Source organism: Bradyrhizobium australafricanum, from assembly GCF_020329495.1.
Taxonomy (GTDB): domain Bacteria; phylum Pseudomonadota; class Alphaproteobacteria; order Rhizobiales; family Xanthobacteraceae; genus Bradyrhizobium; species Bradyrhizobium australafricanum.
In genome coordinates, this window is record NZ_JAGKJL010000011.1 from 52,890 (window position 1) to 72,542 (window position 19,653).

The 19,653-nt window shown below is 62.1% G+C and carries 28 protein-coding genes and 1 tRNA gene; 7 read left to right on the plus strand and 22 right to left on the minus strand.

What is annotated here, in order from left to right:
• The first annotated feature begins 113 nt into the window (after window positions 1–113).
• From J6525_RS12315 to J6525_RS12330, 4 genes are all read left to right on the plus strand, one after another.
• On the plus strand, window positions 114–434 hold the full coding sequence (locus J6525_RS12315) for a hypothetical protein (RefSeq protein ID WP_225644682.1): 321 nt from the start codon (window positions 114–116) through the stop codon (window positions 432–434).
• A 238-nt stretch (window positions 435–672) separates the two neighbouring features.
• Window positions 673–921: a hypothetical protein gene (locus tag J6525_RS12320; protein ID WP_225644684.1), complete on the plus strand. Its 249-nt coding sequence runs from the start codon at window positions 673–675 to the stop codon at window positions 919–921.
• Entirely contained in the window at window positions 918–1,238 is a 321-nt protein-coding gene (locus J6525_RS12325) for a hypothetical protein (RefSeq protein ID WP_225644686.1), read from the plus strand. Before J6525_RS12320 ends, J6525_RS12325 begins: the two co-directional genes overlap by 4 nt.
• A gap of 105 nt (window positions 1,239–1,343) precedes the next feature.
• Window positions 1,344–1,568, plus strand: a complete 225-nt coding sequence (locus J6525_RS12330; protein ID WP_225644688.1) for a hypothetical protein — start codon at window positions 1,344–1,346, stop codon at window positions 1,566–1,568.
• Window positions 1,569–1,586: 18 nt separating this feature from the next.
• On the opposite strand, the gene J6525_RS12335 is transcribed toward J6525_RS12330, so the two are convergent.
• The 3 genes from J6525_RS12335 to J6525_RS12345 all read right to left on the minus strand — a co-directional run bounded on the left by J6525_RS12335 (window position 1,587) and on the right by J6525_RS12345 (window position 2,637).
• Window positions 1,587–1,754, minus strand: coding sequence for a hypothetical protein (locus J6525_RS12335; RefSeq protein ID WP_225644690.1), 168 nt, complete (start codon window positions 1,752–1,754; stop codon window positions 1,587–1,589).
• A 122-nt stretch (window positions 1,755–1,876) separates the two neighbouring features.
• The gene (locus J6525_RS47455) at window positions 1,877–2,143 is read right to left on the minus strand and encodes a PilZ domain-containing protein (RefSeq protein ID WP_376708485.1); all 267 of its coding nucleotides are present in this window, start codon (window positions 2,141–2,143) and stop codon (window positions 1,877–1,879) included.
• 77 nt (window positions 2,144–2,220) lie between these two features.
• Window positions 2,221–2,637 (minus strand): hypothetical protein, encoded by a 417-nt coding sequence (locus tag J6525_RS12345; RefSeq protein WP_225644692.1) that lies wholly within the window; start codon window positions 2,635–2,637, stop codon window positions 2,221–2,223.
• Window positions 2,638–2,854: 217 nt separating this feature from the next.
• Here J6525_RS12345 and J6525_RS12350 point away from each other — a divergent pair, with 217 nt between their 5' ends.
• Window positions 2,855–3,124 (plus strand): hypothetical protein, encoded by a 270-nt coding sequence (locus J6525_RS12350; RefSeq protein WP_225644693.1) that lies wholly within the window; start codon window positions 2,855–2,857, stop codon window positions 3,122–3,124.
• A gap of 589 nt (window positions 3,125–3,713) precedes the next feature.
• On the plus strand, window positions 3,714–3,866 hold the full coding sequence (locus J6525_RS12355; protein WP_225644695.1) for a hypothetical protein: 153 nt from the start codon (window positions 3,714–3,716) through the stop codon (window positions 3,864–3,866).
• Between the two features lie 9 nt (window positions 3,867–3,875).
• Here J6525_RS12355 and J6525_RS12360 read toward each other — a convergent pair whose 3' ends face one another.
• From J6525_RS12360 to J6525_RS12450, 19 genes are all read right to left on the minus strand, one after another.
• Window positions 3,876–4,238 (minus strand): hypothetical protein, encoded by a 363-nt coding sequence (locus tag J6525_RS12360; RefSeq protein ID WP_225644698.1) that lies wholly within the window; start codon window positions 4,236–4,238, stop codon window positions 3,876–3,878.
• Window positions 4,216–4,491 carry a hypothetical protein gene (locus tag J6525_RS12365; RefSeq protein WP_225644700.1) on the minus strand — a complete coding sequence of 92 codons (276 nt, stop codon included), beginning with the start codon at window positions 4,489–4,491 and terminating at the stop codon, window positions 4,216–4,218. The genes J6525_RS12360 and J6525_RS12365 overlap by 23 nt, the downstream gene beginning before the upstream one ends.
• Window positions 4,492–4,500: 9 nt before the next feature.
• Complete coding sequence (locus tag J6525_RS12370) at window positions 4,501–6,960, minus strand: phage tail tape measure protein (protein ID WP_225644702.1); 2,460 nt, start codon at window positions 6,958–6,960, stop codon at window positions 4,501–4,503.
• A gap of 196 nt (window positions 6,961–7,156) precedes the next feature.
• Entirely contained in the window at window positions 7,157–8,011 is an 855-nt protein-coding gene (locus J6525_RS12375) for a hypothetical protein (protein ID WP_225644704.1), read from the minus strand.
• A complete protein-coding gene (locus J6525_RS12380; protein WP_225644706.1) occupies window positions 8,008–9,270 on the minus strand; it encodes a S49 family peptidase in 1,263 nt (420 codons plus the stop codon). Before J6525_RS12380 ends, J6525_RS12375 begins: the two co-directional genes overlap by 4 nt.
• On the minus strand, window positions 9,267–9,473 hold the full coding sequence (locus J6525_RS12385) for a hypothetical protein (protein ID WP_225644708.1): 207 nt from the start codon (window positions 9,471–9,473) through the stop codon (window positions 9,267–9,269). Before J6525_RS12385 ends, J6525_RS12380 begins: the two co-directional genes overlap by 4 nt.
• 361 nt (window positions 9,474–9,834) lie before the next feature.
• Entirely contained in the window at window positions 9,835–10,005 is a 171-nt protein-coding gene (locus tag J6525_RS12390) for a hypothetical protein (RefSeq protein WP_225644710.1), read from the minus strand.
• 105 nt (window positions 10,006–10,110) lie between these two features.
• The gene (locus J6525_RS12395) at window positions 10,111–11,187 is read right to left on the minus strand and encodes an AAA family ATPase (RefSeq protein WP_225644712.1); all 1,077 of its coding nucleotides are present in this window, start codon (window positions 11,185–11,187) and stop codon (window positions 10,111–10,113) included.
• A 112-nt stretch (window positions 11,188–11,299) separates the two neighbouring features.
• Window positions 11,300–11,929, minus strand: coding sequence for a hypothetical protein (locus tag J6525_RS12400; protein WP_225644734.1), 630 nt, complete (start codon window positions 11,927–11,929; stop codon window positions 11,300–11,302).
• A gap of 208 nt (window positions 11,930–12,137) precedes the next feature.
• On the minus strand, window positions 12,138–12,338 hold the full coding sequence (locus J6525_RS12405; protein WP_225644736.1) for a helix-turn-helix transcriptional regulator: 201 nt from the start codon (window positions 12,336–12,338) through the stop codon (window positions 12,138–12,140).
• Between the two features lie 294 nt (window positions 12,339–12,632).
• A complete protein-coding gene (locus J6525_RS12410; protein WP_225644739.1) occupies window positions 12,633–13,640 on the minus strand; it encodes a hypothetical protein in 1,008 nt (335 codons plus the stop codon).
• Window positions 13,641–13,647: 7 nt separating this feature from the next.
• On the minus strand, window positions 13,648–14,013 hold the full coding sequence (locus J6525_RS12415) for a hypothetical protein (RefSeq protein ID WP_225644741.1): 366 nt from the start codon (window positions 14,011–14,013) through the stop codon (window positions 13,648–13,650).
• A 120-nt stretch (window positions 14,014–14,133) separates the two neighbouring features.
• Window positions 14,134–14,211 (minus strand) — tRNA-Pro (locus J6525_RS12420).
• Window positions 14,212–14,310: 99 nt separating this feature from the next.
• On the minus strand, window positions 14,311–14,904 hold the full coding sequence (locus tag J6525_RS12425) for a MerR family transcriptional regulator (RefSeq protein WP_225644743.1): 594 nt from the start codon (window positions 14,902–14,904) through the stop codon (window positions 14,311–14,313).
• Between the two features lie 127 nt (window positions 14,905–15,031).
• Window positions 15,032–15,367, minus strand: coding sequence for an integration host factor subunit alpha (locus J6525_RS12430; RefSeq protein WP_035631661.1), 336 nt, complete (start codon window positions 15,365–15,367; stop codon window positions 15,032–15,034).
• Window positions 15,368–15,497: 130 nt separating this feature from the next.
• Window positions 15,498–16,475, minus strand: a complete 978-nt coding sequence (locus J6525_RS12435; protein WP_225644745.1) for a beta-ketoacyl-ACP synthase III — start codon at window positions 16,473–16,475, stop codon at window positions 15,498–15,500.
• Window positions 16,472–17,527, minus strand: coding sequence for a phosphate acyltransferase PlsX (gene plsX / locus J6525_RS12440; protein WP_225158932.1), 1,056 nt, complete (start codon window positions 17,525–17,527; stop codon window positions 16,472–16,474). Before plsX ends, J6525_RS12435 begins: the two co-directional genes overlap by 4 nt.
• Window positions 17,528–17,837: 310 nt before the next feature.
• On the minus strand, window positions 17,838–18,431 hold the full coding sequence (locus J6525_RS12445; protein ID WP_225644747.1) for a YceD family protein: 594 nt from the start codon (window positions 18,429–18,431) through the stop codon (window positions 17,838–17,840).
• On the minus strand, window positions 18,428–18,979 hold the full coding sequence (locus tag J6525_RS12450) for a ubiquinol-cytochrome C chaperone family protein (RefSeq protein WP_225644749.1): 552 nt from the start codon (window positions 18,977–18,979) through the stop codon (window positions 18,428–18,430). The genes J6525_RS12445 and J6525_RS12450 overlap by 4 nt, the downstream gene beginning before the upstream one ends.
• A gap of 137 nt (window positions 18,980–19,116) precedes the next feature.
• Here J6525_RS12450 and J6525_RS12455 point away from each other — a divergent pair, with 137 nt between their 5' ends.
• Window positions 19,117–19,593, plus strand: a complete 477-nt coding sequence (locus tag J6525_RS12455; RefSeq protein WP_076834359.1) for an outer membrane protein assembly factor BamE — start codon at window positions 19,117–19,119, stop codon at window positions 19,591–19,593.
• Window positions 19,594–19,653 lie beyond the last annotated feature (60 nt).

Genomic DNA, 19,653 nt, shown 5'->3' on the forward strand with positions numbered 1-19,653 from the left:
TTCGCCCGGTCACCTTCCCGGTTGTACCCGGTCGCGCTCATCCGTTAATCAAAGCAGACCGCAGGCAGCGCTAACTGCCTGCGGTCCTGACCTGCAACACGATAGGATAGATCATGCAGCAAGCTGCCAGCACCATACCCCAACTCTTTCGGGGCTATCAAACTGCGAACGCTGAAAAGCGCCGCGTCTACGCACTAGCCGAGCAAGCCGCCGACAACGACGAGGCAGCCGATGTCGCCTGCGATGCAGCACACGCGGCTGCTGAGACGGTCGCCGATGCCATTTTTGCTACGCCGTTTGCGTCCCCCTCCGATATCGCAACGAAGGCTCAGCTGCTACTTGCGCGTGGCGATGACCCCGCTGACCTGTTCCACTACCGACCGGATGACCTTGTGCGCTTCCTGAAGGAAGTCATCGATTTCGCCCGGCGATGACGAACGCTGACCGCGACAAATGCGTTAGAGCGCCCGGCGGCTTGACGCTGGGCACTCTGCGCCGGTGCGGGAAGCATTGGCCCGCGATCCCGAAGGCCCGGCGGCGGGTCTGGGGCCGCCTGCGGCAGCGCTGGCGCCGCTATGGGCCGGAAGCCGGGGAGCATTTCCCCGCGCGTTGGTGGCGCGTCTGGGGCCGCCTGAAGCGGGCCGCGATCGAAGAGGCCGCGAGGATCAGCTGATGACCGACGGGCTTCCATACTGGCCGGCGGCGCTTAGGCAGGATCAGGCCGCCGCCTATTGCGGACTGTCGGTCGACACGTTCGTCGAGATATGCCCGGTCAAGCCGATCGAGTTCACGCCGTCCAGCCGGGGCCGGCGTTACCTTCGGGTGCGGTTGGACGCTTGGCTTGACGGGCTTGACCCCAACCCCGGAGTGCCGCGGCGCCGCAAGTTCGGCGGCATGATCGTCGGTCAGATCGGCTCATGACGAAGCGCTTCCGACCGCTACACGAGCTGCCGCTTTTCGCTGGCGAGGATGATTTGGCGATGGCCGTCTTAGGACCCCGTCAGCTTCGCCATTGGAAACAGGTCGTCCAGCTTCTGGAAGAACGCGGCTTTCCGAAAAGAGACACACTGATGGGCGGCCGGTATACGCCGGCCGTCAAAGCCTTCTTCGACCGCGAGTACCGGGTAAAGGGTGATGAGCAGATTTCAACGCCCCATGTGCCGGCCAGATTGGGGGCGTCTCATGGTCGGAGCCCAGCGGCGTTGGGGGCACGGGAAAAGCGGCGGCCGCCAGACTAGAGGCTGATCGGCTAGAGGCGTCGGCGCCGGCCTATGTCTGCGGCCTGCGTTGCCGCCCTCCTCCCGGCATGGCAGGCTGCCTTCATTGGTGATCGGGGGGAATAGATGAACCGTCTTCAAAAATTCGTTGAGCGAGGCGCCTATGGCGAAGGACCCGGCCGAACCGCCTACGCTCTCGATCCAGCCAAACTGCCCGTACCGACCGCGGGCTTCGATTGGCGCGTCGTCAGCGACTTCCGTCCAGGCGCAGCGATCTTGGCCGATCAGGGCTTGAAAGCAATTTTCCAGCAGGCGCTCGAAAACGGCTTCGCGTTGGTATCGCGCGATTGAAACGGCGCTAGGCTCTGATCAAGTCTCGGGCGTTTCACTCGACAATGGGGCCGATTTTTCGGGTCGATCGACGCGCCGTTCGTAGTGAGTTGCCAGCTGCAGAAGCCGCAACTTGATGAAGGGATCAGCTTGTTCAGCAAGCGCCCGCACAGTCCGCGCCCGCTCCTTGCAAAACTCGTCGTCCATGGCGTCCCCGCTGAATGCCCGCGGGATTGTGCCAGTTGAGCGGTTGGACTGTGTGTGATGCAGGTTACATTGCCATAGAAGTTTTCTCCGTTCGCAGACGTTTTGGGAGGCAATCACGCATTTCACTCCGTAGCGAATGCGACGCCAACCCATCCATCTTTGCGCCAGACGACGCTGCAGGAGAAGGCTTTGCTGGGTGGAACGATAAGCGTGAACTGGTCAGGAAGAGACGATGGCGGATCATCTGCCTTCAACGCCGCGCCGTTCTCTGTGATGTCGCGCACGACACAGCACAGTGACATGTCACCAAACCTGATCAACGCATTATCCAACGATGGATTGCGCACAGACTTTCGCCTGTCGGGAAAAGAAATCATTTCCGTGCCCATCAACAACTAATGCAAATAAGATCGATGCTGCGCGAGAAAGCTTGCGTTTCTGCTAACGACGAAACTGGCTGGCCGCTTCACGCTCTGCGCCGATTGGATCGCCCTTTCCCCGGGCGACGCCGCGGCCTCTGACGATGACTTCGGGGAGGATCAGACAATCTTGCAGCTTCCGTCGCGGCTTGCCCCTCAGGCTCGCTAGTTGGCTGATCGTCGACTGATCGGAGCGGCGATCTTCGAACGGCGACCGCCGTTTCGAGGGCGGCCAGGAATTGCCGCCCCTCCTCCGTGATTTCCCAGCCGTTAGCATCGCGAAACACGAACTTAGCCGAGAAGATATTCAGATCAGGCGCATGTTCGGCTAACCGCTTCATGCGATCGGTCCAGTCCTTGCCGCTGTTCATCAAGATCGCAACGGCGTGCCGGACTTCGGCAACGGAGGCCCGCCCGGCGGACTGGCCGGCCAGCACTTTCAAGACGGTCAGTTGGAAGGACACTTCCACGTCTCCGGTCTGGCTGGGTACGCAGTCTCGGCGAGATCGGTTAACCGCCGGTCAAAAATCTGACTGATGCGCCGGCTTATCCCCTCGCCAACTCGAATTTTCCTGATCGATAACCGATCGTTCACCAAAATCACCCTAACTTAATCGTGGCCCTGAAGGCCTCAGACGGTCGCCGTCGTGCGCGTTGAGTATGGTGACGGCGACCCCTTCCATGAGCGAAAAATCAACCAAGAGGCGAAACAGCGTTCAGCGCGACGCTCCGATCGGGCGAGGCGCGAGCGTGGCGCAGGCGGCTTCGATCTGGACGAGTGCTCGCCATAGCTTTTTCAACGGCTTGGTGATTGCAGTTATCACGGGCGCTGTGCTCAGCTTTCTGTTGATCGCCAAGCATTACTCGTGGTCGTTGGGCGGTGGAGGAATTTGCGATCGTGGCGAGCGGCCGCAGATCGGCGCTTCCGATTGCACAAAGCGCCGTTCGTAGTGGACCGCTAGTTGCAGAAGGCGCAGCTTGATAAAGGGATCAGCCCCTTCGGCCAGCGCGCGAACGGTCCATGCCCTCTCCTTGCAGAACTCGTGGTCCAAGTGTCCTCGCTGAAAGCCTACAGCGGGATAGTCTCGGCTAAGCGGCTGGGCTGCGCGTGACGTAGGTTACATTGCCGTGGGTTTTCCCCGCAATTCACCGGATACGTAAAACGTCAAAGCCGCGCGGGCACGCCGTCGCCCGCCTGACGTCAGCCTTCGTAAGCCCCTTGCCGGACCTTGACGGTGGCGTCGACTGTCCGTCGAACGATGCCCGGGTCGCGGGCGGCGATCAACGTTACCCGTTAACCTCAAACAGCAAGGTTAAGAACTGAATGGCGTTGCTGCGCCTCGGTCTACGTCCAATCATTGTGCCAGCCGCGCTGATTGGCTTTGGTCATGCGTACCGCGCGGTCAGGGGCCGCCGTTCTCCGGGAGAGACTGTGGCCCCGCCCAATCTGGCGACCCCGATGACAGACACCAGCTCCAAAAGAACGAGGATGCCCGGCGCAGAAAGCAGCGTCAGTGTCATGTTCGTTTGTGAGGGCTGCATGGCCGTCTACGAAGCCAGCCAAGTATCGCGACCGGCGGCGACTAAGTACTTCAGATGCGAGCAATGCGACGGCATCGTTTATCGGTGGTCCGGCAACTACGATTACGTGCAATGGAAGCGCTATCCGAAGGAACAGGGGGGTAAGCGCTGACCCTGCCCCTCAACGCGGCCGATCATCCACTGGCGCGCGCTGAATGCCACGCAGCACTGGCAGCCGGCTGTAACGACGCAGAACCTTTTCCCATCCGCCCGGCTTAAACGATCGCTTCGTGAAGCCGTCGACCGTCCACGACGCACCCAGGACCTTCTCGCCATCGAATTTCACGATCAACGTTGCTTCCTGCGCGTCGTCGTCGACACGACGACGCAACGACAGGGCCATCTCGTTGAAACGAAACTCATAGGAGCGAACGCGCCCACCCTCGGGAAGATCGAGATAGCCGCCATTATCGTTGCGCCGGAGGATGGCGACGGCGATCTTTACCAGCGACTTGATCCGCTCAGTTCGTTCGACCGTGTTCATGTTCGCCGTTGAGTACCTGAACTTCCGCCGCGATTTTCGCGATGCCCTCGCCGATCGGGATCAAAGTTGGGTTGCGGGTACCGATCAGAGCGATTGCGATGTCGTCGCCAAGCTTGGGGTTTTTCAGGATCGCCGCGACCGCGGTGCAAGCGGCTTCCACAACAGGCAAGAGGGTTGGGAGCCGCCTCAGCGTCGCCGCGATGATGCTGGCCGCTTCAGTGATCGCTGCATCGTCCGCCTGATCGCTCGCCATTTTCAAACCTCAAAAGTGCGGACCCTGCTTCCCGCTGATCGCCGGCGCCGGCGCGGCGGCGTCCGGCGACGAATGCCCCAGCGACCCGGGGCCGTTCCCGTTGTTGATCGTCCCGGCGAGCCGGATCGCGGCTTGCGCTTGCTTCACGACTTCCAGAAGCGACGACCCGGCTTCGACGGTCACCTTGTTTTCGACTTCGCCGTGAACCTCGCCCTGAACGCCGACGTCGACCTTCCCGCCGCCCGCGCCGCCGACGCCCGTTCCGTACGTCATCGTTGGCGAGACTTCAGGGACGTCAGGCGCCATCGGGTAGCCCCACGCGCGGCGGTACATATCGCGCATCGATCCGCCGCGCTGCCGGCGAAGTCGCTCGCCGCTTGTCAGGCCCTCGTAACCGGCATCCTCAACCGACTTGTGCATCGCGTAGAGGCCGCCGACCGTGGCCGCGCCCGCGGCGACGAACGGCAGCGCCGGGGCAGCCGTGGCCCATAGCGCAGAGCCGACGCCAGCGCCTGCGGCGGTCGTCCCTGCGCTTGCTGCGGCGCTGGCAGCCGCGCCAGCGGCCTTGCTGCCGCTAAGGACAGCTGCCGCAGACGTCAGGGCGGCAGCTGAAGCGTCCAGCGCGACCGCCGACGACGTCAAGCCGCCGCCGGTGGTCAGAAGTTGGAGCAATTTATAGCCGCCATAGGCATACGCGGCTTTGCCGGCAACGCCCGCGGCAATTGCGCCGCCGGCGACGACGCCGGGCGGCAGTTCCGCGGATTTCTGGATCGCCTGCCCTAGCAGGTCGGTGATCTTCGTCAGAAGACCGCCCTTGCCGTCGGCATCGAACGCCCGGCCGACAGCGGTTTCGAGGTTCTTAACCGCGCCCTCGAAACGACTGACGGCGCCGTCAAAGCCGGCCATCCGTTCCGCGGCGATCTTGCCGGCGTAGCCTTCCGACCCGCCTTCGATTTCGCCGATGATATGCTTCAGCGTGTCGCCGTCGCCCAGCGCGGTCGCGATGCGGCCGCCCTGCTTCGAACCGAACAGCGCATTCGCCAGCGGGAGATTGTTCGCCAGCTTCGGGATCAGGTCTTTGATGAAAGCGTTCGTGTCGACTTCGTTGACCGACTTGTCACGGTAGCGGCCCGCAGCGCCGGCGATCGACTTCAGCGACTTCGCGTCGGTCCCTTCCAGCTTGTCGCGCAGAAGGGCGGTCACGGCCGGGTTGAACTTCGCCGGGTCGGAAATCATCGCCTTGTCCGCGAAGATTTTGCCAAGCCCCGCGCGCGTGCCCTTGTCCAGCTTCACGCCGTACCGTGCCGCGACGTCTTCGGCGAACGGGTCGACCGCCAAATTGTCCGGAACGCGCTGATAGTTTTTGTAGTTCAGCCCGTTCGCGAGAAGCGCCGTTTTCGCGCCGGCGGTCGGCGCCTGCGCCGTCGACATGAGCGCGCGAAACGCGACGCCGGCTTCGTCGCCGCCGATGTTCGCCTTCTTCAAGATGCCGCCGAAGCCGAGAAGCGACGCTTCGCTGATCTTGCCCATCCGCGCCGGCGTCGCGCCGAACTTGTAAAGCTGCTGGATGTCTTCGGGCGTCATGCCGGAAATCTTCGCAGCCTTGACCTGATAGTCCGCCGTCTGTTGCGCCGACTTCTGCGCTTCTTCCAGCGTTCCCATTGACTTTTTGAAGCCAAAGATCGCGCCTTCCATCTGCTTCACGGCGTCGGGAAGCTTCAAGTCCAGCGCCGATCCCAGCGACGCGGCCGGCCCCATCATGCCCATGATCTGATCGCGCTTGACGCCGCGAGCCGCCAATTCGCGCTGCGCTTCCAGAACCTGAATGTCGTTAAATTTCGTCGTGGCGCCCATATGGATCGCCTGCTTAACGAGCGGCCCCTGTTCTTCGTCCGAAATGCCCATGACGGCCTTCGCGAAGCGGCGTTCGCGATCAAACTCGCGATAGGTATGCGCGACAGCGCGCGCTCCGGCCTTGACTTCATGGCCGGCAAAGGCGCCGACAGCTGCGGCCGCGCCTGAGATCGCGACCTGCCGGTTCTGCCGGCGGACAGCCCGGCGTTCTTCCCTTTCGAGAACGGCGCCGGTCTGTTCGACCGCCTTCCGCAGCCGCGTATGATGCGCGGCCGCCTGCTGGATATCGACGCCCATCCCCTGAAGCGCGCGCTTATTGGCTAGGACGGCGTCCTTCTGCATGTCGAACGCCTTCGCGGTCGCCCGGACCTGCGACTGCGCGCGGCGAAGGTTCTGTTCCATTTCGCGCGTCGGCGCGGCGACGCCCTTCATCGCCCGCGCTGCGCCTTCGACGGCGACCTGTGCGTCGCGATATCGCTGACGGGCAGCCGCGAAGCTGCCCCGCGATACGTCGAACTTGTCGATCGCCGCCATCTGCGTCTTAGCGCGTTCCAACGCCTTCGCGACCTGATCGACAGCCTTCGCAGTCTTTCCAGACTTCGCCAGCCCGTCCATCTTCTTCGCGATCGCGTCGAAGACCTTCCCGGTCTTGTCTTCGGCCGTGATGATTGCCTTGGCTTCGATGATTTTAGCGATTGTCGCCTCCTATTGAGAAGGGCCGCGAGCGTCTTGCCTCGCTCGCGGCCCTGTCGACGCGGTTCGCTTCGGCGGCAGTAGCGGCCTGCGGGGCGTCGATTAGCGTACCGAGGAACTAAGCGGCGTCCGATCCCACATCGTAGAGCGCGATGAACTCTTCGAGAATTGGACGCGCGACTTTGCCGCGTTGGTTCGCTTCAATGGTGGACAAGGTCGCGCCGACTGCATCCGGAACGATGAATTTTCCGTCGAAGAGCGGGCCAGCGCCGTCCCATCGCGGAAAATGCAACTCGGTCGAGATTGGCGGGGCATATCGCGCATCTTCGGCCGGATGATACCGAACGTGGCGGAACTGTCGCTTTATGCATCGGTTCGCCGGAGCATATGGTCCGTTGGACAGCATGCCGCCTTGAACACCATCTTGGTCGCCGACGCGATGGCCCGTTGAGGAGTAGACCCACTGCTCGACTTGCTTGCTCGAAATATCGAGGCGAGGCAGCGACGCGGCGCCACGAGCAAGATCGTCCGCATATACAAGGTGAGAAAAGCCCTCCGGCGCCGCCCTATTCAACAGATCGGTAGCCGTCCGAGCGTCCGCCAATTCGCGGAGCATGGGGCCGAGAATATCCCAAGCGCGTCGAAGCGCCTTCTGTGCAGACGCCGCGGCCTTTGCGTTCGCGTCCTTCTGCTCAGCGTGGCGCCGTGCGAATTCTGCACGCGCCTCGCTGGCAAGAGCGTCTTCATGCTCAGCGACGAGGATTTCGCGGCGCTCTGTCTGAAGCACCGCCTTTCGTTCTGCGGTGGCAATAGCCTCTTCGAATTTGCTGGCCGCGGCGTCGTCCCCGTCGCGGATTGCCTCGCGACGACGGGTTTGCAGGTCAGTGAGCGCCGCCGTTCCGGTCGCAATTTCCTTGTCCAGAGCATCGATCCGGACACTCAGCGCCGCGGACTTTGATTTCGAGAAGATCATGGCGTCTCCTTAGCGGCGGGCTGCCCCGCGATTTCGAGAACTAGACCGAGCGGGGATGCGCCCGCGCGGCGGGCATCTGAGCGAAGAACCTCAGCTTCGGTCGGGCAAAGCATGAGCGCTCCCCTTATCGCTTCGATCGAAATGTTCGTCTGCGATGCAAGGTGTTGAGCGAATTGCCGCCGACCCTGAGCCTCGGGCAAGCTCATTACCGCGTCGATACGCGCCATCGCCGCTGCTAGGCCGCCATCGGCCACGCTCAGTTGAAACCCTTCCGCGCGCCCTTCGGCACGCGCGGATGCGAGATCAGCTGACGTGAACGCCAAAGCTGCGGCAGCCTGTGACAGGCGGCGCGCCGGCGCCGCCGCGGTCAATTGCGCTAGCACGCTTTCAAAAGTACCGACTTCATCGGCAAGACCGACCGCGACTGCATCGGCTCCGATGAAGGTTCGCGCTTCGGTCGCGCGAATTGCGGCTTCGCCCACGCTGGCGCGCCCCTTGGCTACGGTGGCGACGAACAGATCATAGAAGCGATCGATTTCGCCTTGAAGTTCGCCCTTCACTTCGGCCGTCAGTTTTTCGTATGGGTTACCGTCGACCTTCCGCGAGCCAGCGAAAATCAGCGTCGGCACAATTCCCTCATTGTGCAGCCGCTTCGAATAGTCGGCGTGCAGCATCACCACGCCAACCGACCCCGAAACTCCCGAAGAAGTCGTGACGATCCGCGACGCGGCTGATGCGATCGCATAACCGGCGCTAGCGGCCATGCCGTTGATCACAGCGACGACTTCCTTAGCCCGCGCAGCTTCGCGGACGGCGTCGCCGGCTTCGAAAGCGCCGACCGCTTCGCCACCGGGCGTGTCCATGTCCAAGATGATCGACGATACTGCCGGATCAGCGGCGGCTCGGCCGATCGCGAACTTGAACCCTTCATATGACGTCAGGCCGCTGTAGGCGCCCACCCATGCGCCGCGGTTCACAAGCGAGCCGATGACCGGGATAATCGCGACGCCTTCTGCGGTTGTCCGGTACGGCTTGCGGCCGGCAGAGGGGTTCTTAGGATCAACAAGCTCGTAATTCCCGACGAACCTGGAAGAGCCGGGAGCGGCCTTTTTGAGATAATCCGCTTCGACGGCGCCAAGGGTGGCGCTATCGATCCCGATCCGACCGTCGAGAACCGACGCAATCAGCGACAGCTTGTCAGGGTGGATCATAAGCGGCCGGTTAAGAACCCGGTCTGCGACGTGGAACAGGACTGTCATTGTCCGCTTCCTTCAATCGCCATGCGCGCAACTTCGAGGGCGACCCCAGCTGAATTGACCAGCTCCTTCGCTCGGATGGCGCCGATAAGGTCGCCGCCGGCCAGGGCCGTGCGGTATGCGCGCTCGGCTGCGCGGAGCGCCGCCGCAGCGTCCGCCAGATTTCCAGCCTTCCTGGCTGGCGAGAGGTTCTTCCGAATGTTCATCCGTACGCTCGATCGTGATGACGATGCGGCGAACGCTATTCGATGAGAAACGGGGAGCGCGATCCCGAAATAATTGTTGGGCTAACGCATTGGTGCCTCGGTGAATTCTCGGGTCGGCCCGTAAGGAAACCGCAACCTCGATTTCCGGGAATATCCAGATTTTTTGGGGCATTTCGTGCCGCACCCATCGGGCGCCCGTCATACGGTCCCTAAACGTTTTTGAGCGCCGGCCTTGGATGGTTCGGCAGTCCCTTTGCCGCTGACGCCCGTGCGTTATTTCTGAACGGACGGCGTTCGACGCGCGCGCATCCAGCGCGCGCCAGCGGCCAGCCTAATCGATCCACGCGACCATGCTGCTACGTCACAGGGGAATTTCGTCGTTCAGGTCGTGCGGGTAGCGCTCGAATATGTCGTCGATCGCCCGCTGGGTCTGGGACGGTAGCTTGCTGGGCCTTCTCAACTGCTGATCCGGTGCAGGATGCAATTGTTGGCCGTGTTCACCGGTGAACCAACCATCGTCGACATATCTCATCAGACCATCCGTTCTGCTGGTAACCCCAATAAGCCCAATTGGGCTTGTTGGGCTTCTCATTGGGGTTCGGCCAAGCCCAATCCCCAACCCCAACACGCCCCCCTCTTAGAGGGGGGCGTTGGGCCTGTTGGGGGTGGCCCCGGACCCCAACGTGATCGTCTTGTTCTCAAAGGTAATCAGATCAGCGTCCCGGAGTTCGACCAATACCTTCCGGAACTGCTCTGCCGTGCTATCGGCTGATTTGCCTTCAATTAGCTTCCGTTCCCGGGCTGTCTGCAAACAGGCCTGACGGTTGGCGAGACGGTCGACTGCCAATTCCGCAATGAGGGACAGAACCTTTTCGGATCGCGACGGCTCCGCGTTGTGCGCCTCGATGATCGGTCCCTCTTCGTCTTCGGCTATCTCTGCCGAGATCACAATCTCAGGATCAGCATTTTGAGTATCACGGTACTCGATAGGTACGAGCCGGAATGGCAAAGCCTGACCTTCAGCGACGGCATTCGCTTTTGTCACGACGAGCCGCTTAATCTTTCCCTTTGCGTTTTTCACCTGCAATTCGACGTCGACCGCGCCGATCAGTGCGGTCGATCCGCGCATCTCCCCGTCACCACCTTTGCCGGCATGATGAACGAACAGGACCGCAGCTGATGGCACCTGCTCTACGAGCCGCGTGAGACCTTCAACGACGCGCCCCATGTCGCGCGCGCTGTTTTCATCCAGGCCGGGCATGCATCGAGCCAACGTGTCGATCACGATGATGCCGGGGCAGGATCGCTCATGCTCGCAAACCTGACGAACCCGGTTGGCGAGGTCTGTAACCTCGTCTTGGTTCGACAGATCGGGGCGAGCCATTGCGACGTAGAGCGGCGCTTTGGCCTTGCGCCGGATCGCCAATAGGCGTCGCGCGGCCTCCTGGCCGCGCTCGGCAGCTATATAGATCGCCGGCCCCTGAAGCACGTTGCGCCCCAGAAAGGGCCTTCCCTCCGCGATGCAAGTCAGAAGAAGCTGGGCAACCGTTGATTTCCCCTCGCCCGCCGGCGCCACGATCGCGCCGATTTCACCGACGGCGAGCAAGCCCTGGATTACCTCTTCACGAGCCGGCCGCTCCGGAAGAGCGTCCAGCCGATGCAGAGAGAAGCCGCGTTGATTGCGGTTGTTTTTTAGCGGGATTGGATCAGCCATAAATGCCCCGCATGGTGCGCCAGCTCTCTTGTTGCACGATCGGTTTTGATAGGACGGCAGCCGCTCGGATTGCGATCCCGAAGAAATTGCCATGACAACACATTGTTGATCTTCAGGTTTTCTGGTTCGTGCGAAGGCTCTCCGCCAACAAATTTGCGCGTCGTGTCAGCGGCTGATCGTCTGGCGGGAAGTTCGACTTTGCGATCGATGACAACTTGGCCGTGATGGTCTTCAACATCGCAGTCCATCCAAGTTCCGAAAGAGCTTCAACAACCGCCCTCGATCGAACCGGATCAGGCGATCCTTCAGCAGCCAGCTTGATGAACATCCCAAGGAAGGCCGCGGACGATGCGATCCAGTTCGCCTCTGCGACTGTCCGCGGTTGATCGCATTTCGCAATTAGTCCCTGAGACTTGCCCTTCAAAGTGGCGTTGTCCGGACCACCACTCAAATGGAGAAGGATGCCTTCAGCAATGCGCGCATCGATTGGTCGTTTCGAAATCAAGGCGACCACGGCGTAGGCTGCCAAATACCGCGGCAAGCCCATGTAGGCTTCAGCACAGAAGACCATTGCGACGGCAAAGCGATCGTCATCTTCAAAGAAGGCCAGCGTTGTACCGATCGGCCGCCCTCGCTTCGGCCGCGCGAACGCCGCGGCCCGCCGTTGACGGTCTTCTTGCGTTCGCTTTCGACGCGACCGCTTCGCTTGTCCTGTAGTGTTGCTTGATCTATCTGTCGCCATGTCCGGCGTCCCTACAACGTCGGTGGTTTAACGGGCTCGCCTGCGTTGCCGCGCAGAGTGCGAGCCTTTCGCTTTCGAGCGCATTTGCATTGAAAATGGCGGCGCGCTGCGCAGACGAAACAACGCGCCGCCGATGCGCCGACCGGGTACATCCGCCGGCTGGCGCTTGTACTGCGCAGGCGTGCTAACTTGCGCAGCAAGGTAAAGATCAGGCTGACCGGGACTGTTCGGCGTATGCATCCAGATCGGCGACCGTGTATCGGACCAGCGCGCCGAACCGATGATAGGGCGGCCCGAATTTGCGCATGCGCCACTTCGCCAGCGTCGACGTCGACACGTTCAAATATTCCGCAGCGGCGCGGTCGTCGATATAGCGCGATCCCGCGGCGCCTGTGGCCTTCGTTTGCATTCCAAATCCTCCGCATGGCGACGCGCCGAACGCGCCGGAACAGCGAGGAAGATAAGCGCGATCCCAGCTCGCTATGACAAATAAATCGCTGGGATGGGCATGCTGATGACAAAAAAATTCAACAAGGCTGTTTCGGTCCGCGTTCGCGAGGACGAGCGAGCTGAGAGACAAACGAGAAAAAGACCCGAGGGCGCCCGCGTTGCCTTGCTCGTATCTAGCGCCAGCCACCCTTACCGGGACATGCGTTGATGCTCGTGGCGGTCCTCAACGATCCGAGGACTGCCCCGCGGGGGCTTACTCGATAACGATTTCGGGAAGCCGCGGCGTTGGCAGATCAAGACAACCATCCAGATTGATTGATCTGGGTTCATCTTCCGTTTGGCCGATGTGAAGGACTAAGCCTTCACGACGCATGTAGACTTGAAGCGGGGCATCAAGCCGCGACCCCCATTGCCTGATGGTGGCGACGTTCAGCGGCGTTACAAACTGGCGACACTCGTTGATTTCTGCGATCGCGTTTCCGGCTACGCGCATCGCTCGGTTAAAGCGCCGCGCAACGCGATCACGGTCGTCGTCGTCGGCCTTCTCGATGTCGTCCGGCAGGTCCAGATTTTCCAGAAGGCGCTGGGCAGTTTCCACCTTTTGCGCCATCGACGTCCGGGCCGGGTCCAGCAGCTGAGTACCCGTGACAGTCGAATAGCGCGTGTAAAACTGCTTCCCGTCGGTTCCTCCCGATACGACCATAAGCGCGCCGTCGCGCATGTAGCGCCACAAGTCGATCTGAAGGGTCCTCTTCAACTTCGGCCCGAGGATATCTTGCAAGTCGTCCAAATGCCTTGCGATTGGCTTTGCCCGTTCAAGGGCGGATGACGCCTCCTTCGCCTTCCACAGGTTGCCGATCAGATACCTGATGCTGCCTTCGCGTCGGATGCGATCCTGAAGGTCCTTGTATGCGGCTTGGTGTCCTTCAGGGTTGATGCGCCGGAAACAATGCTGGCCCATCAGCCGGACAAGGTGGGTTTCGGGAAACCATGCGATCAGCCCCGTATTGAATTTCGCCGTTACGGGCGTGCAGCACGGGCACGGCGCCTCTTGCCCCTTGGGCAGTTGAAAGTCGGCGACGTACTGGACTTCCGCCCCTTCGCCCGGCTTGGTGTGGGTGTGCCCGCGCCACGTATAGGTGGGGTTGCCCGATTTGACCCAATCGCGCACTTCCTCCACGACCGACTTGTCGGGAAGCGTTGGAAAGTCAGGCTTTGGTCGCAGGGCGCTTTCCGGGATTTCGATGCGATCTAGGGGCATGGCACATTCACTTGGAAGGGCAACTGATCCCGGCCGGCATGTGATTTTTGCAAGCCCAGTCGTGATAGGCGACCCATCCTTGCGCGCCGCATCCGATGCCGCCGACGATCGTGAACAGGGCGACGGCGATGCCGATGGCGGATTGCATCCACGTCAGATCGACCCGCCGGCCGATGATTTCGACCGGCTTCCCATTCCAATACAGGCGCCCATCGTTATCGATGCCGAGACCGTCCGCCTCCCCCATCGAGATCGGTCGCACGTAGCGAGGCCACCGGCTCTTATCGATCGTTTGAACGGGAATGCGCTTCAGTTCGTCTTCGCGCTCGGCGTTCTTTTGTTCTCGCCGAATTCGCTCTTCCTCAGTTTCCACCGCGCCCCACCTTTACCCGGTCGTTTTTGTTTCCGTGCTTACATCGTGCTTACATGACGCCGAACGCAAAAGCGGACCAACAAGGTCCGCGACGCAACACACTGAAATCACTTTGAAAAATGGTCGGAGCGAGAGGATTTGAACCTCCGACCCCTAGTCTCCCAGACTAGTGCGCTAACCGGGCTGCGCCACGCTCCGATGCCGTTCCATTAGCTGCGATCCTGCGTTCGCGCAAGGCAAAGCAGGCTTCTGACGACTGCAATCCGCGCACCGGTTCCCTTGGCGGGCTTCCTTGCCTCAGCCGTCCTTCATCGCCGCGTCGATCATCTGTCGGCAGGCGACCAGCTCTTGCAGCACGCGTTCGAGCCGCTCCCGATCGGCTGACGGAACGGAGGGACGAACCGGCGGCGCGGCGGGCGCCTTGCCCGGCTGGGCGTGCGCCTTGTAGGTCGACAGGATCGGATCCTCGTCGGGATCGACGAATCGGTAGTCGATCCCCTTCTCGTCGCCATCACCCTCCTCGCCGTCGAAATCGAGCCCGTCGCTGCTCTCGAGGTCGTCGGGCTCGGCCATGCTGTTGCCGACGGCTTCCTCGACCGCGCCGAACGAGACCGCCGCGGTCTGGTCGGCGATGCCCTGCACCGATTTGATGCCGTGCTCCTTCAGGATCCGCTGCACACCGCGGATGGTGTAGCCCTCGCCGTACAGCAGCCGGCGGATGCCCTTGAGCAGGTCGACGTCGTCGGGGCGATAATAGCGGCGTCCGCCGCTGCGCTTCATCGGCTTGATCTGCGCGAAGCGCGTTTCCCAGAATCTCAGCACATGCTGGGGAATATCGAGTTCATCAGCGACCTCGCTGATGGTACGGAACGCATCCGGCGCCTTGTCCAAATGCCCGCTCCTTTGAGCTCAATGCCTGGAGCCTTTCCGTTCCGATTGAATCGGAACGGGGCTCCGGATTCTAGGTTTGCCGCGCTTTCTTCACGCGAACCGGGTATCCACTTCGCTTGAAAACGCTCTAGTCGGCCTTGCTGCCGTCGCCATTGGTGACGACATGGCCATTGATCCGCTGCTTCAGGATCGCCGACGGCTTGAACACCATCACCCGCCGCGGCGAAATCGGCACCTCGGTGCCGGTCTTCGGATTACGGCCGATACGCTGGCCCTTCTTGCGCACCATGAAGGAGCCGAATGAGGACAGCTTCACTGTCTCGCCCTTTTCCAGGCAATCAGTGATCTCCTTCAGCACCAACTCGACAAATGCCGACGATTCCGTGCGCGACAGACCCACCTTTTGGTAGACCGCCTCACACAAATCGACGCGCGTAACTGTTTTTCCGGTTCCCGTGGTCATCGCCTGCCCCGCACTCTCGGCGAACAATTTCTTGACTGAAATTAAAAGCTTAGCGCGCAATGGTCAACAGCGACCAGCATCCAGGCGCAGGAAAGATACCGGCAACCTGTCGATACTGTTTGGCGATGCGCTACCAGCGCACGAGCGCCGAGCCCCAGGTGAAGCCGCCCCCCATCGCCTCGAACAGCACCAAATCGCCCTTCTTGACGCGCCCGTCCTTCACGGCGACCGACAGCGCGAGCGGGATCGAGGCCGCCGACGTGTTGCCGTGCTTGTCGACCGTCAGGACCACTTTCTGCGGCGCAATATGAAGCTTATGCGCCGACGCATCGATGATTCGCTTGTTGGCCTGGTGCGGGATGAACCAGGTGATGTCCTCGGCAGTGAAGCCGGTGGCGTTGAAGGCGTCGACGATCACGTCGGTGATCATGCCGACGGCGTGCTTGAACACCTCGCGGCCCTCCATCCGGAGGTATCCGACCGTCCTGGTCGAACCGGGCCCGCCATCGACGAACAGCTTCGCCTTGTGGCGGCCGTCGGAGCGCAGATGCGTCGTCAACACGCCGGGGTCGCTGGTGGTGCCGGAATGCTGCTGCGCCTCCAGCACGACCGCGCCGGCGCCGTCGCCGAACAGCACGCAGGTGCCGCGGTCGCTCCAGTCAAGGATGCGCGAGAAGGTTTCGGCACCGATCACCAGCGCCCGCTTGTGGGTGCCGGCGCGCAGGAAATTATCGGCGGTGGCCAGCGCGAAAACGAAGCCGGAGCAGACCGCCTGCAGGTCGAAGGCGACGCCATGGTTGATGCCGAGCGCGTGCTGGACGGCGACCGCGGTGGCGGGAAAGGTGTTGTCCGGCGTCGAGGTCGCGAGCACGATCAGGTCGATCGACTGCGCATCGACTTGCGCGTGGGCGAGCGCGGCCTGCGCCGCCTTGATCGCCAGATGCGAGGTGAATTCGTCGTCGGCCGCGATGTGGCGCTCGCTGATGCCGGTGCGCTGCACGATCCATTCGTCCGACGTGTCGATCCGGCTGGCCAGTTCGGCATTGGTCAAAACCCGCTCCGGCAAATAAGAGCCGCAGCCGAGCACTACCGAACGTATCGCAGTCACGAGACAGCCTCCTGCGCGGTCTGCGCCTGCACCAGCGCACTGCCGTCGCGATTAAGCATCTGATTGATCTTGGTGAGGAGATCGTAGTGGGCCATCTCATAGCCAACATCGACCGCGTAAGCAAAGCCTTCCGTGTTGACGCCGCCATGGCTCTTGACCACCACGCCCTTCAGGCCGAGCAGCAGGCCGCCATTCGACTTGTTGGGATCGAGCTTGTCGCGCAGCTTCCGGAATGCACCGCGGGCCAGCAGATAGCCGATGCGCGAGATCCAGCTCGAACCGATCGCCTCGCGCAACAGGTCGAACATCTGGCGGGCAGTGCCTTCGGCGGTCTTGAGCGCGATATTGCCGCTGAATCCTTCGGACACGATTACGTCGGCACGCCCCTTGCCGATGCCATCCCCTTCGACGAAGCCGATATAGTTGATGTCAGATAGGGCGCGCAGCATTTCGGCGGCCTCGCGGATTTCCTCATGGCCCTTGACCTCCTCCTCTCCGATGTTGAGGAGGCCGACGGTGGGGCGTTCGATGTTGAACAGCACGCTGGCCATCGCGCTCCCCATCACTGCCAGTGTCGCGAGATGATGGGCGTCGCCGCCGATCGTGGCACCAAGGTCGAGCACCACGGAGTCACCGCGCAGAGTCGGCCAAACTCCGGCGAGCGCCGGGCGGTCGACGCCCGGCAGCGTCCGCAGATTGATGCTGCCCATCGCCATCAGCGCGCCGCTGTTGCCGGCGGAGACCGCGACATCGGCCTCGCCATGCTTCACGGCGTCGATCGCGAGCCACATCGATGACGCCCGCCGGGTCCGCCGCAGCGCCTGGCTCGGCTTCTCATCGTTCTTCACGGCGACGTCGGTATGGATCACTTTCGATACCGCCTTCAGCGCCGGATGCTTGGCGAGCTCCGGCTCGATCTGGGCCCGGTCCCCGATCAACAGGAATTCGCTGTCGGGATGACGGCTCAGCGAGATCGCAGCGCCGGGAATGACGACGGCAGCGCCGACATCGCCCCCCATGGCGTCAAGCGCTATTCGAACCTTTTGAGGCATGAACGTCCCGGAAGCCTGCTTTCCCGCAGCCCTTCAGACGAGGACCGCGAGCTTGAAGTCACCGCCGTTAATGGCGCGCGGCGAAACACCAACTCGCGTCCCGGCCGGGCCGCGACAATAGCGTGTCCTCGGTCCGACACAACCTCTTGACCGCAAATGAGGCAGCTGCCGAACCGTCACGCAACACATCAGAACATACCAGAAATACATTGTATTTCAATGTATTATGACACGCATTTGAAGTAACTAGGAGCAGTGCTCGCGCAAGCTTGCAGGCAAGCCATCCCCGCAAATGTGGCGCCAGGCGCCCTCAACTTCCCTTGGGCTTCTTGCCGTCCGGCTTTTCCGTCAGCGCCTTCAGCGCCGCGAAAGGATGATTTTCCGGGTCAGGCGCTTCAGCCTTCTGTTCAAAGACCGCATCCACCTTGCGCGGATACGGGTCTATGCCGAGAAAAAGCGCATCGGTGGCGAGCCGGCCGATGTCGATGAAACCGCCGACGATCGCCTCCGGCGGGTCCGGCGTTTCCTCATCGCTGTCGTCGGCGTCGTCGATCAGGTCGGCCATTTGCGGGATCTGCTCGGGCGGCGCGAACACCACATCGATCGGCTCATCGATCTCGTTCTCGATCGGATCGAGCGTCACCACGCAGGTCTGCCCGACCGTGGCCTTAACTCTGCCGGTGACATGGTAGCTGCCGTCGCGTTTGGGCTGCAGGTCGAACTCTGCACGTGCGGAGACGACCTCCCTCAACCCAGCAACTTCGGCCATCGCGTTGCGCGCCGCCTCGTCGGCCGCGATCTCGCGATGCAGGCCGGTCTCCGGAATCTGCGCGACATTGACGAGAACCCGCCAGGGGTCGCGGTCGCGCCGTGCATCGGGCTGCCCTGTGGTGCCGCCGCTCATGCCGCCGTCCCCGCAGCCTGTGGTACTGGAAAGCGCCACGCGCCCTTGGCCAACGCCGCGAGATCGGCGCGCGCCAGCTCTTCGATCGCCTCCCTGGCGTAGGCGGCGAGCTCGCGGCCCTTGTCGATGTTCTGACCGTTGAGGATGTTCTTGCAGAACGACTCGGCCAAGGCCGCCTCGCTGTCGGTCAGCGCCAAATCATAGGCTGCGGTGCGGCCGTAGAAGGCTTCACCGAACGCCTGCATGCGCTTCGGCACCGTGAGGTCGCCGACGCCCATTTCGCGCAGATTGTCGTCCATATCGATGCAGAAATGATCAAACAGGGCCTGGGACAGCGCGACGCCGCCCTCGACGGATTTCAGTCGCCGCAGCACCAGCCACAGATGCATCAGAAGCAGGTCAAAACGGCCATTAACCGTGTCCGGAACGCCCAAGTCACGGTAAAACAACGGTTCTCGCGCCTGCGTCACGATCATGCCATAGATGGTCTCAATGGTGCTGCGCGCGGGCACCCGGGGTCTTCTGAAGTGATTGAACGGCCAAAGCATGACGGGTTCCGGCTGCCGGTCCCCAAAGGGTCGCCTGTTGAGAGGTCGCCCATTGGAGCTCGGCATGATTGCAATCCATTGAGCTGCCCGGTACGTCAATGCCTCGGCCGATGCAAGGGGACGGATCAGTTCCGCCGATGAACCACATTCTTTCACGACAGTCTCGCGCCGCTTCCGCGCGCGGGTTCTTTTCGCGTCTCCGCGCCGTCGCGGCGATTGGCCTCGTCTGCGCCGCACTCGGCGGCTGCGCCGGGGAACAATTCCAGAAGGGCTACATCCTGCCCGAGGGGGCGCTCGAGCAGATCCCGATCGGCGCGAGCCAGGACCAGGTGCTCATCGTGCTCGGCACGCCCTCGACGGTCGCAACGCTGGACGGCGAGGTGTTTTATTACATCTCGCAACGGACCTCCCGCCCGGTCGCCTTCATGAATCAGCGGGTGATCGACCAGCGCGTGATCGCGGTCTATTTCGACAAGAACCGGCAGGTGCGCCGACTGGCCAATTACGGCCTGAAGGACGGCAAGATCTTCGACTTCGTCAGCCGGTCCACGCCGACGTCGGGCCAGGAAATGTCCTACCTGACACCGCTCTTCAAGCTGCTGAGCTTCAACTAGAGCGTTTTCGAGCGAAGTGGGCTCCGGTTCGCGTGAGACAACGCGTCAAACCGGAGTCCA

Coding starts and splice junctions, on each gene's coding strand:
- J6525_RS12375 (WP_225644704.1), bottom strand. CDS start 8,011: ATGATCTTCTCGAAATCAAAGTCCGCGGCGCTGAGTGTCCGGATCGAT.
- J6525_RS12365 (WP_225644700.1), bottom strand. CDS start 4,491: ATGGCGAGCGATCAGGCGGACGATGCAGCGATCACTGAAGCGGCCAGC.
- J6525_RS12350 (WP_225644693.1), top strand. CDS start 2,855: ATGAGCGAAAAATCAACCAAGAGGCGAAACAGCGTTCAGCGCGACGCT.
- J6525_RS12320 (WP_225644684.1), top strand. CDS start 673: ATGACCGACGGGCTTCCATACTGGCCGGCGGCGCTTAGGCAGGATCAG.
- J6525_RS12360 (WP_225644698.1), bottom strand. CDS start 4,238: ATGAACACGGTCGAACGAACTGAGCGGATCAAGTCGCTGGTAAAGATC.
- J6525_RS12325 (WP_225644686.1), top strand. CDS start 918: ATGACGAAGCGCTTCCGACCGCTACACGAGCTGCCGCTTTTCGCTGGC.
- J6525_RS12405 (WP_225644736.1), bottom strand. CDS start 12,338: ATGCAAACGAAGGCCACAGGCGCCGCGGGATCGCGCTATATCGACGAC.
- J6525_RS12450 (WP_225644749.1), bottom strand. CDS start 18,979: ATGCTTTGGCCGTTCAATCACTTCAGAAGACCCCGGGTGCCCGCGCGC.
- J6525_RS12335 (WP_225644690.1), bottom strand. CDS start 1,754: ATGGACGACGAGTTTTGCAAGGAGCGGGCGCGGACTGTGCGGGCGCTT.
- J6525_RS12400 (WP_225644734.1), bottom strand. CDS start 11,929: ATGGCGACAGATAGATCAAGCAACACTACAGGACAAGCGAAGCGGTCG.
- J6525_RS12395 (WP_225644712.1), bottom strand. CDS start 11,187: ATGGCTGATCCAATCCCGCTAAAAAACAACCGCAATCAACGCGGCTTC.
- J6525_RS12410 (WP_225644739.1), bottom strand. CDS start 13,640: ATGCCCCTAGATCGCATCGAAATCCCGGAAAGCGCCCTGCGACCAAAG.
- J6525_RS12385 (WP_225644708.1), bottom strand. CDS start 9,473: ATGAACATTCGGAAGAACCTCTCGCCAGCCAGGAAGGCTGGAAATCTG.
- J6525_RS12315 (WP_225644682.1), top strand. CDS start 114: ATGCAGCAAGCTGCCAGCACCATACCCCAACTCTTTCGGGGCTATCAA.
- J6525_RS12430 (WP_035631661.1), bottom strand. CDS start 15,367: ATGACCACGGGAACCGGAAAAACAGTTACGCGCGTCGATTTGTGTGAG.
- J6525_RS12370 (WP_225644702.1), bottom strand. CDS start 6,960: ATGGACGGGCTGGCGAAGTCTGGAAAGACTGCGAAGGCTGTCGATCAG.
- plsX (WP_225158932.1), bottom strand. CDS start 17,527: ATGCCTCAAAAGGTTCGAATAGCGCTTGACGCCATGGGGGGCGATGTC.
- J6525_RS12380 (WP_225644706.1), bottom strand. CDS start 9,270: ATGACAGTCCTGTTCCACGTCGCAGACCGGGTTCTTAACCGGCCGCTT.
- J6525_RS47455 (WP_376708485.1), bottom strand. CDS start 2,143: ATGGGCACGGAAATGATTTCTTTTCCCGACAGGCGAAAGTCTGTGCGC.
- J6525_RS12445 (WP_225644747.1), bottom strand. CDS start 18,431: ATGAGCGGCGGCACCACAGGGCAGCCCGATGCACGGCGCGACCGCGAC.
- J6525_RS12390 (WP_225644710.1), bottom strand. CDS start 10,005: ATGAGATATGTCGACGATGGTTGGTTCACCGGTGAACACGGCCAACAA.
- J6525_RS12355 (WP_225644695.1), top strand. CDS start 3,714: ATGGCCGTCTACGAAGCCAGCCAAGTATCGCGACCGGCGGCGACTAAG.
- J6525_RS12330 (WP_225644688.1), top strand. CDS start 1,344: ATGAACCGTCTTCAAAAATTCGTTGAGCGAGGCGCCTATGGCGAAGGA.
- J6525_RS12455 (WP_076834359.1), top strand. CDS start 19,117: ATGAACCACATTCTTTCACGACAGTCTCGCGCCGCTTCCGCGCGCGGG.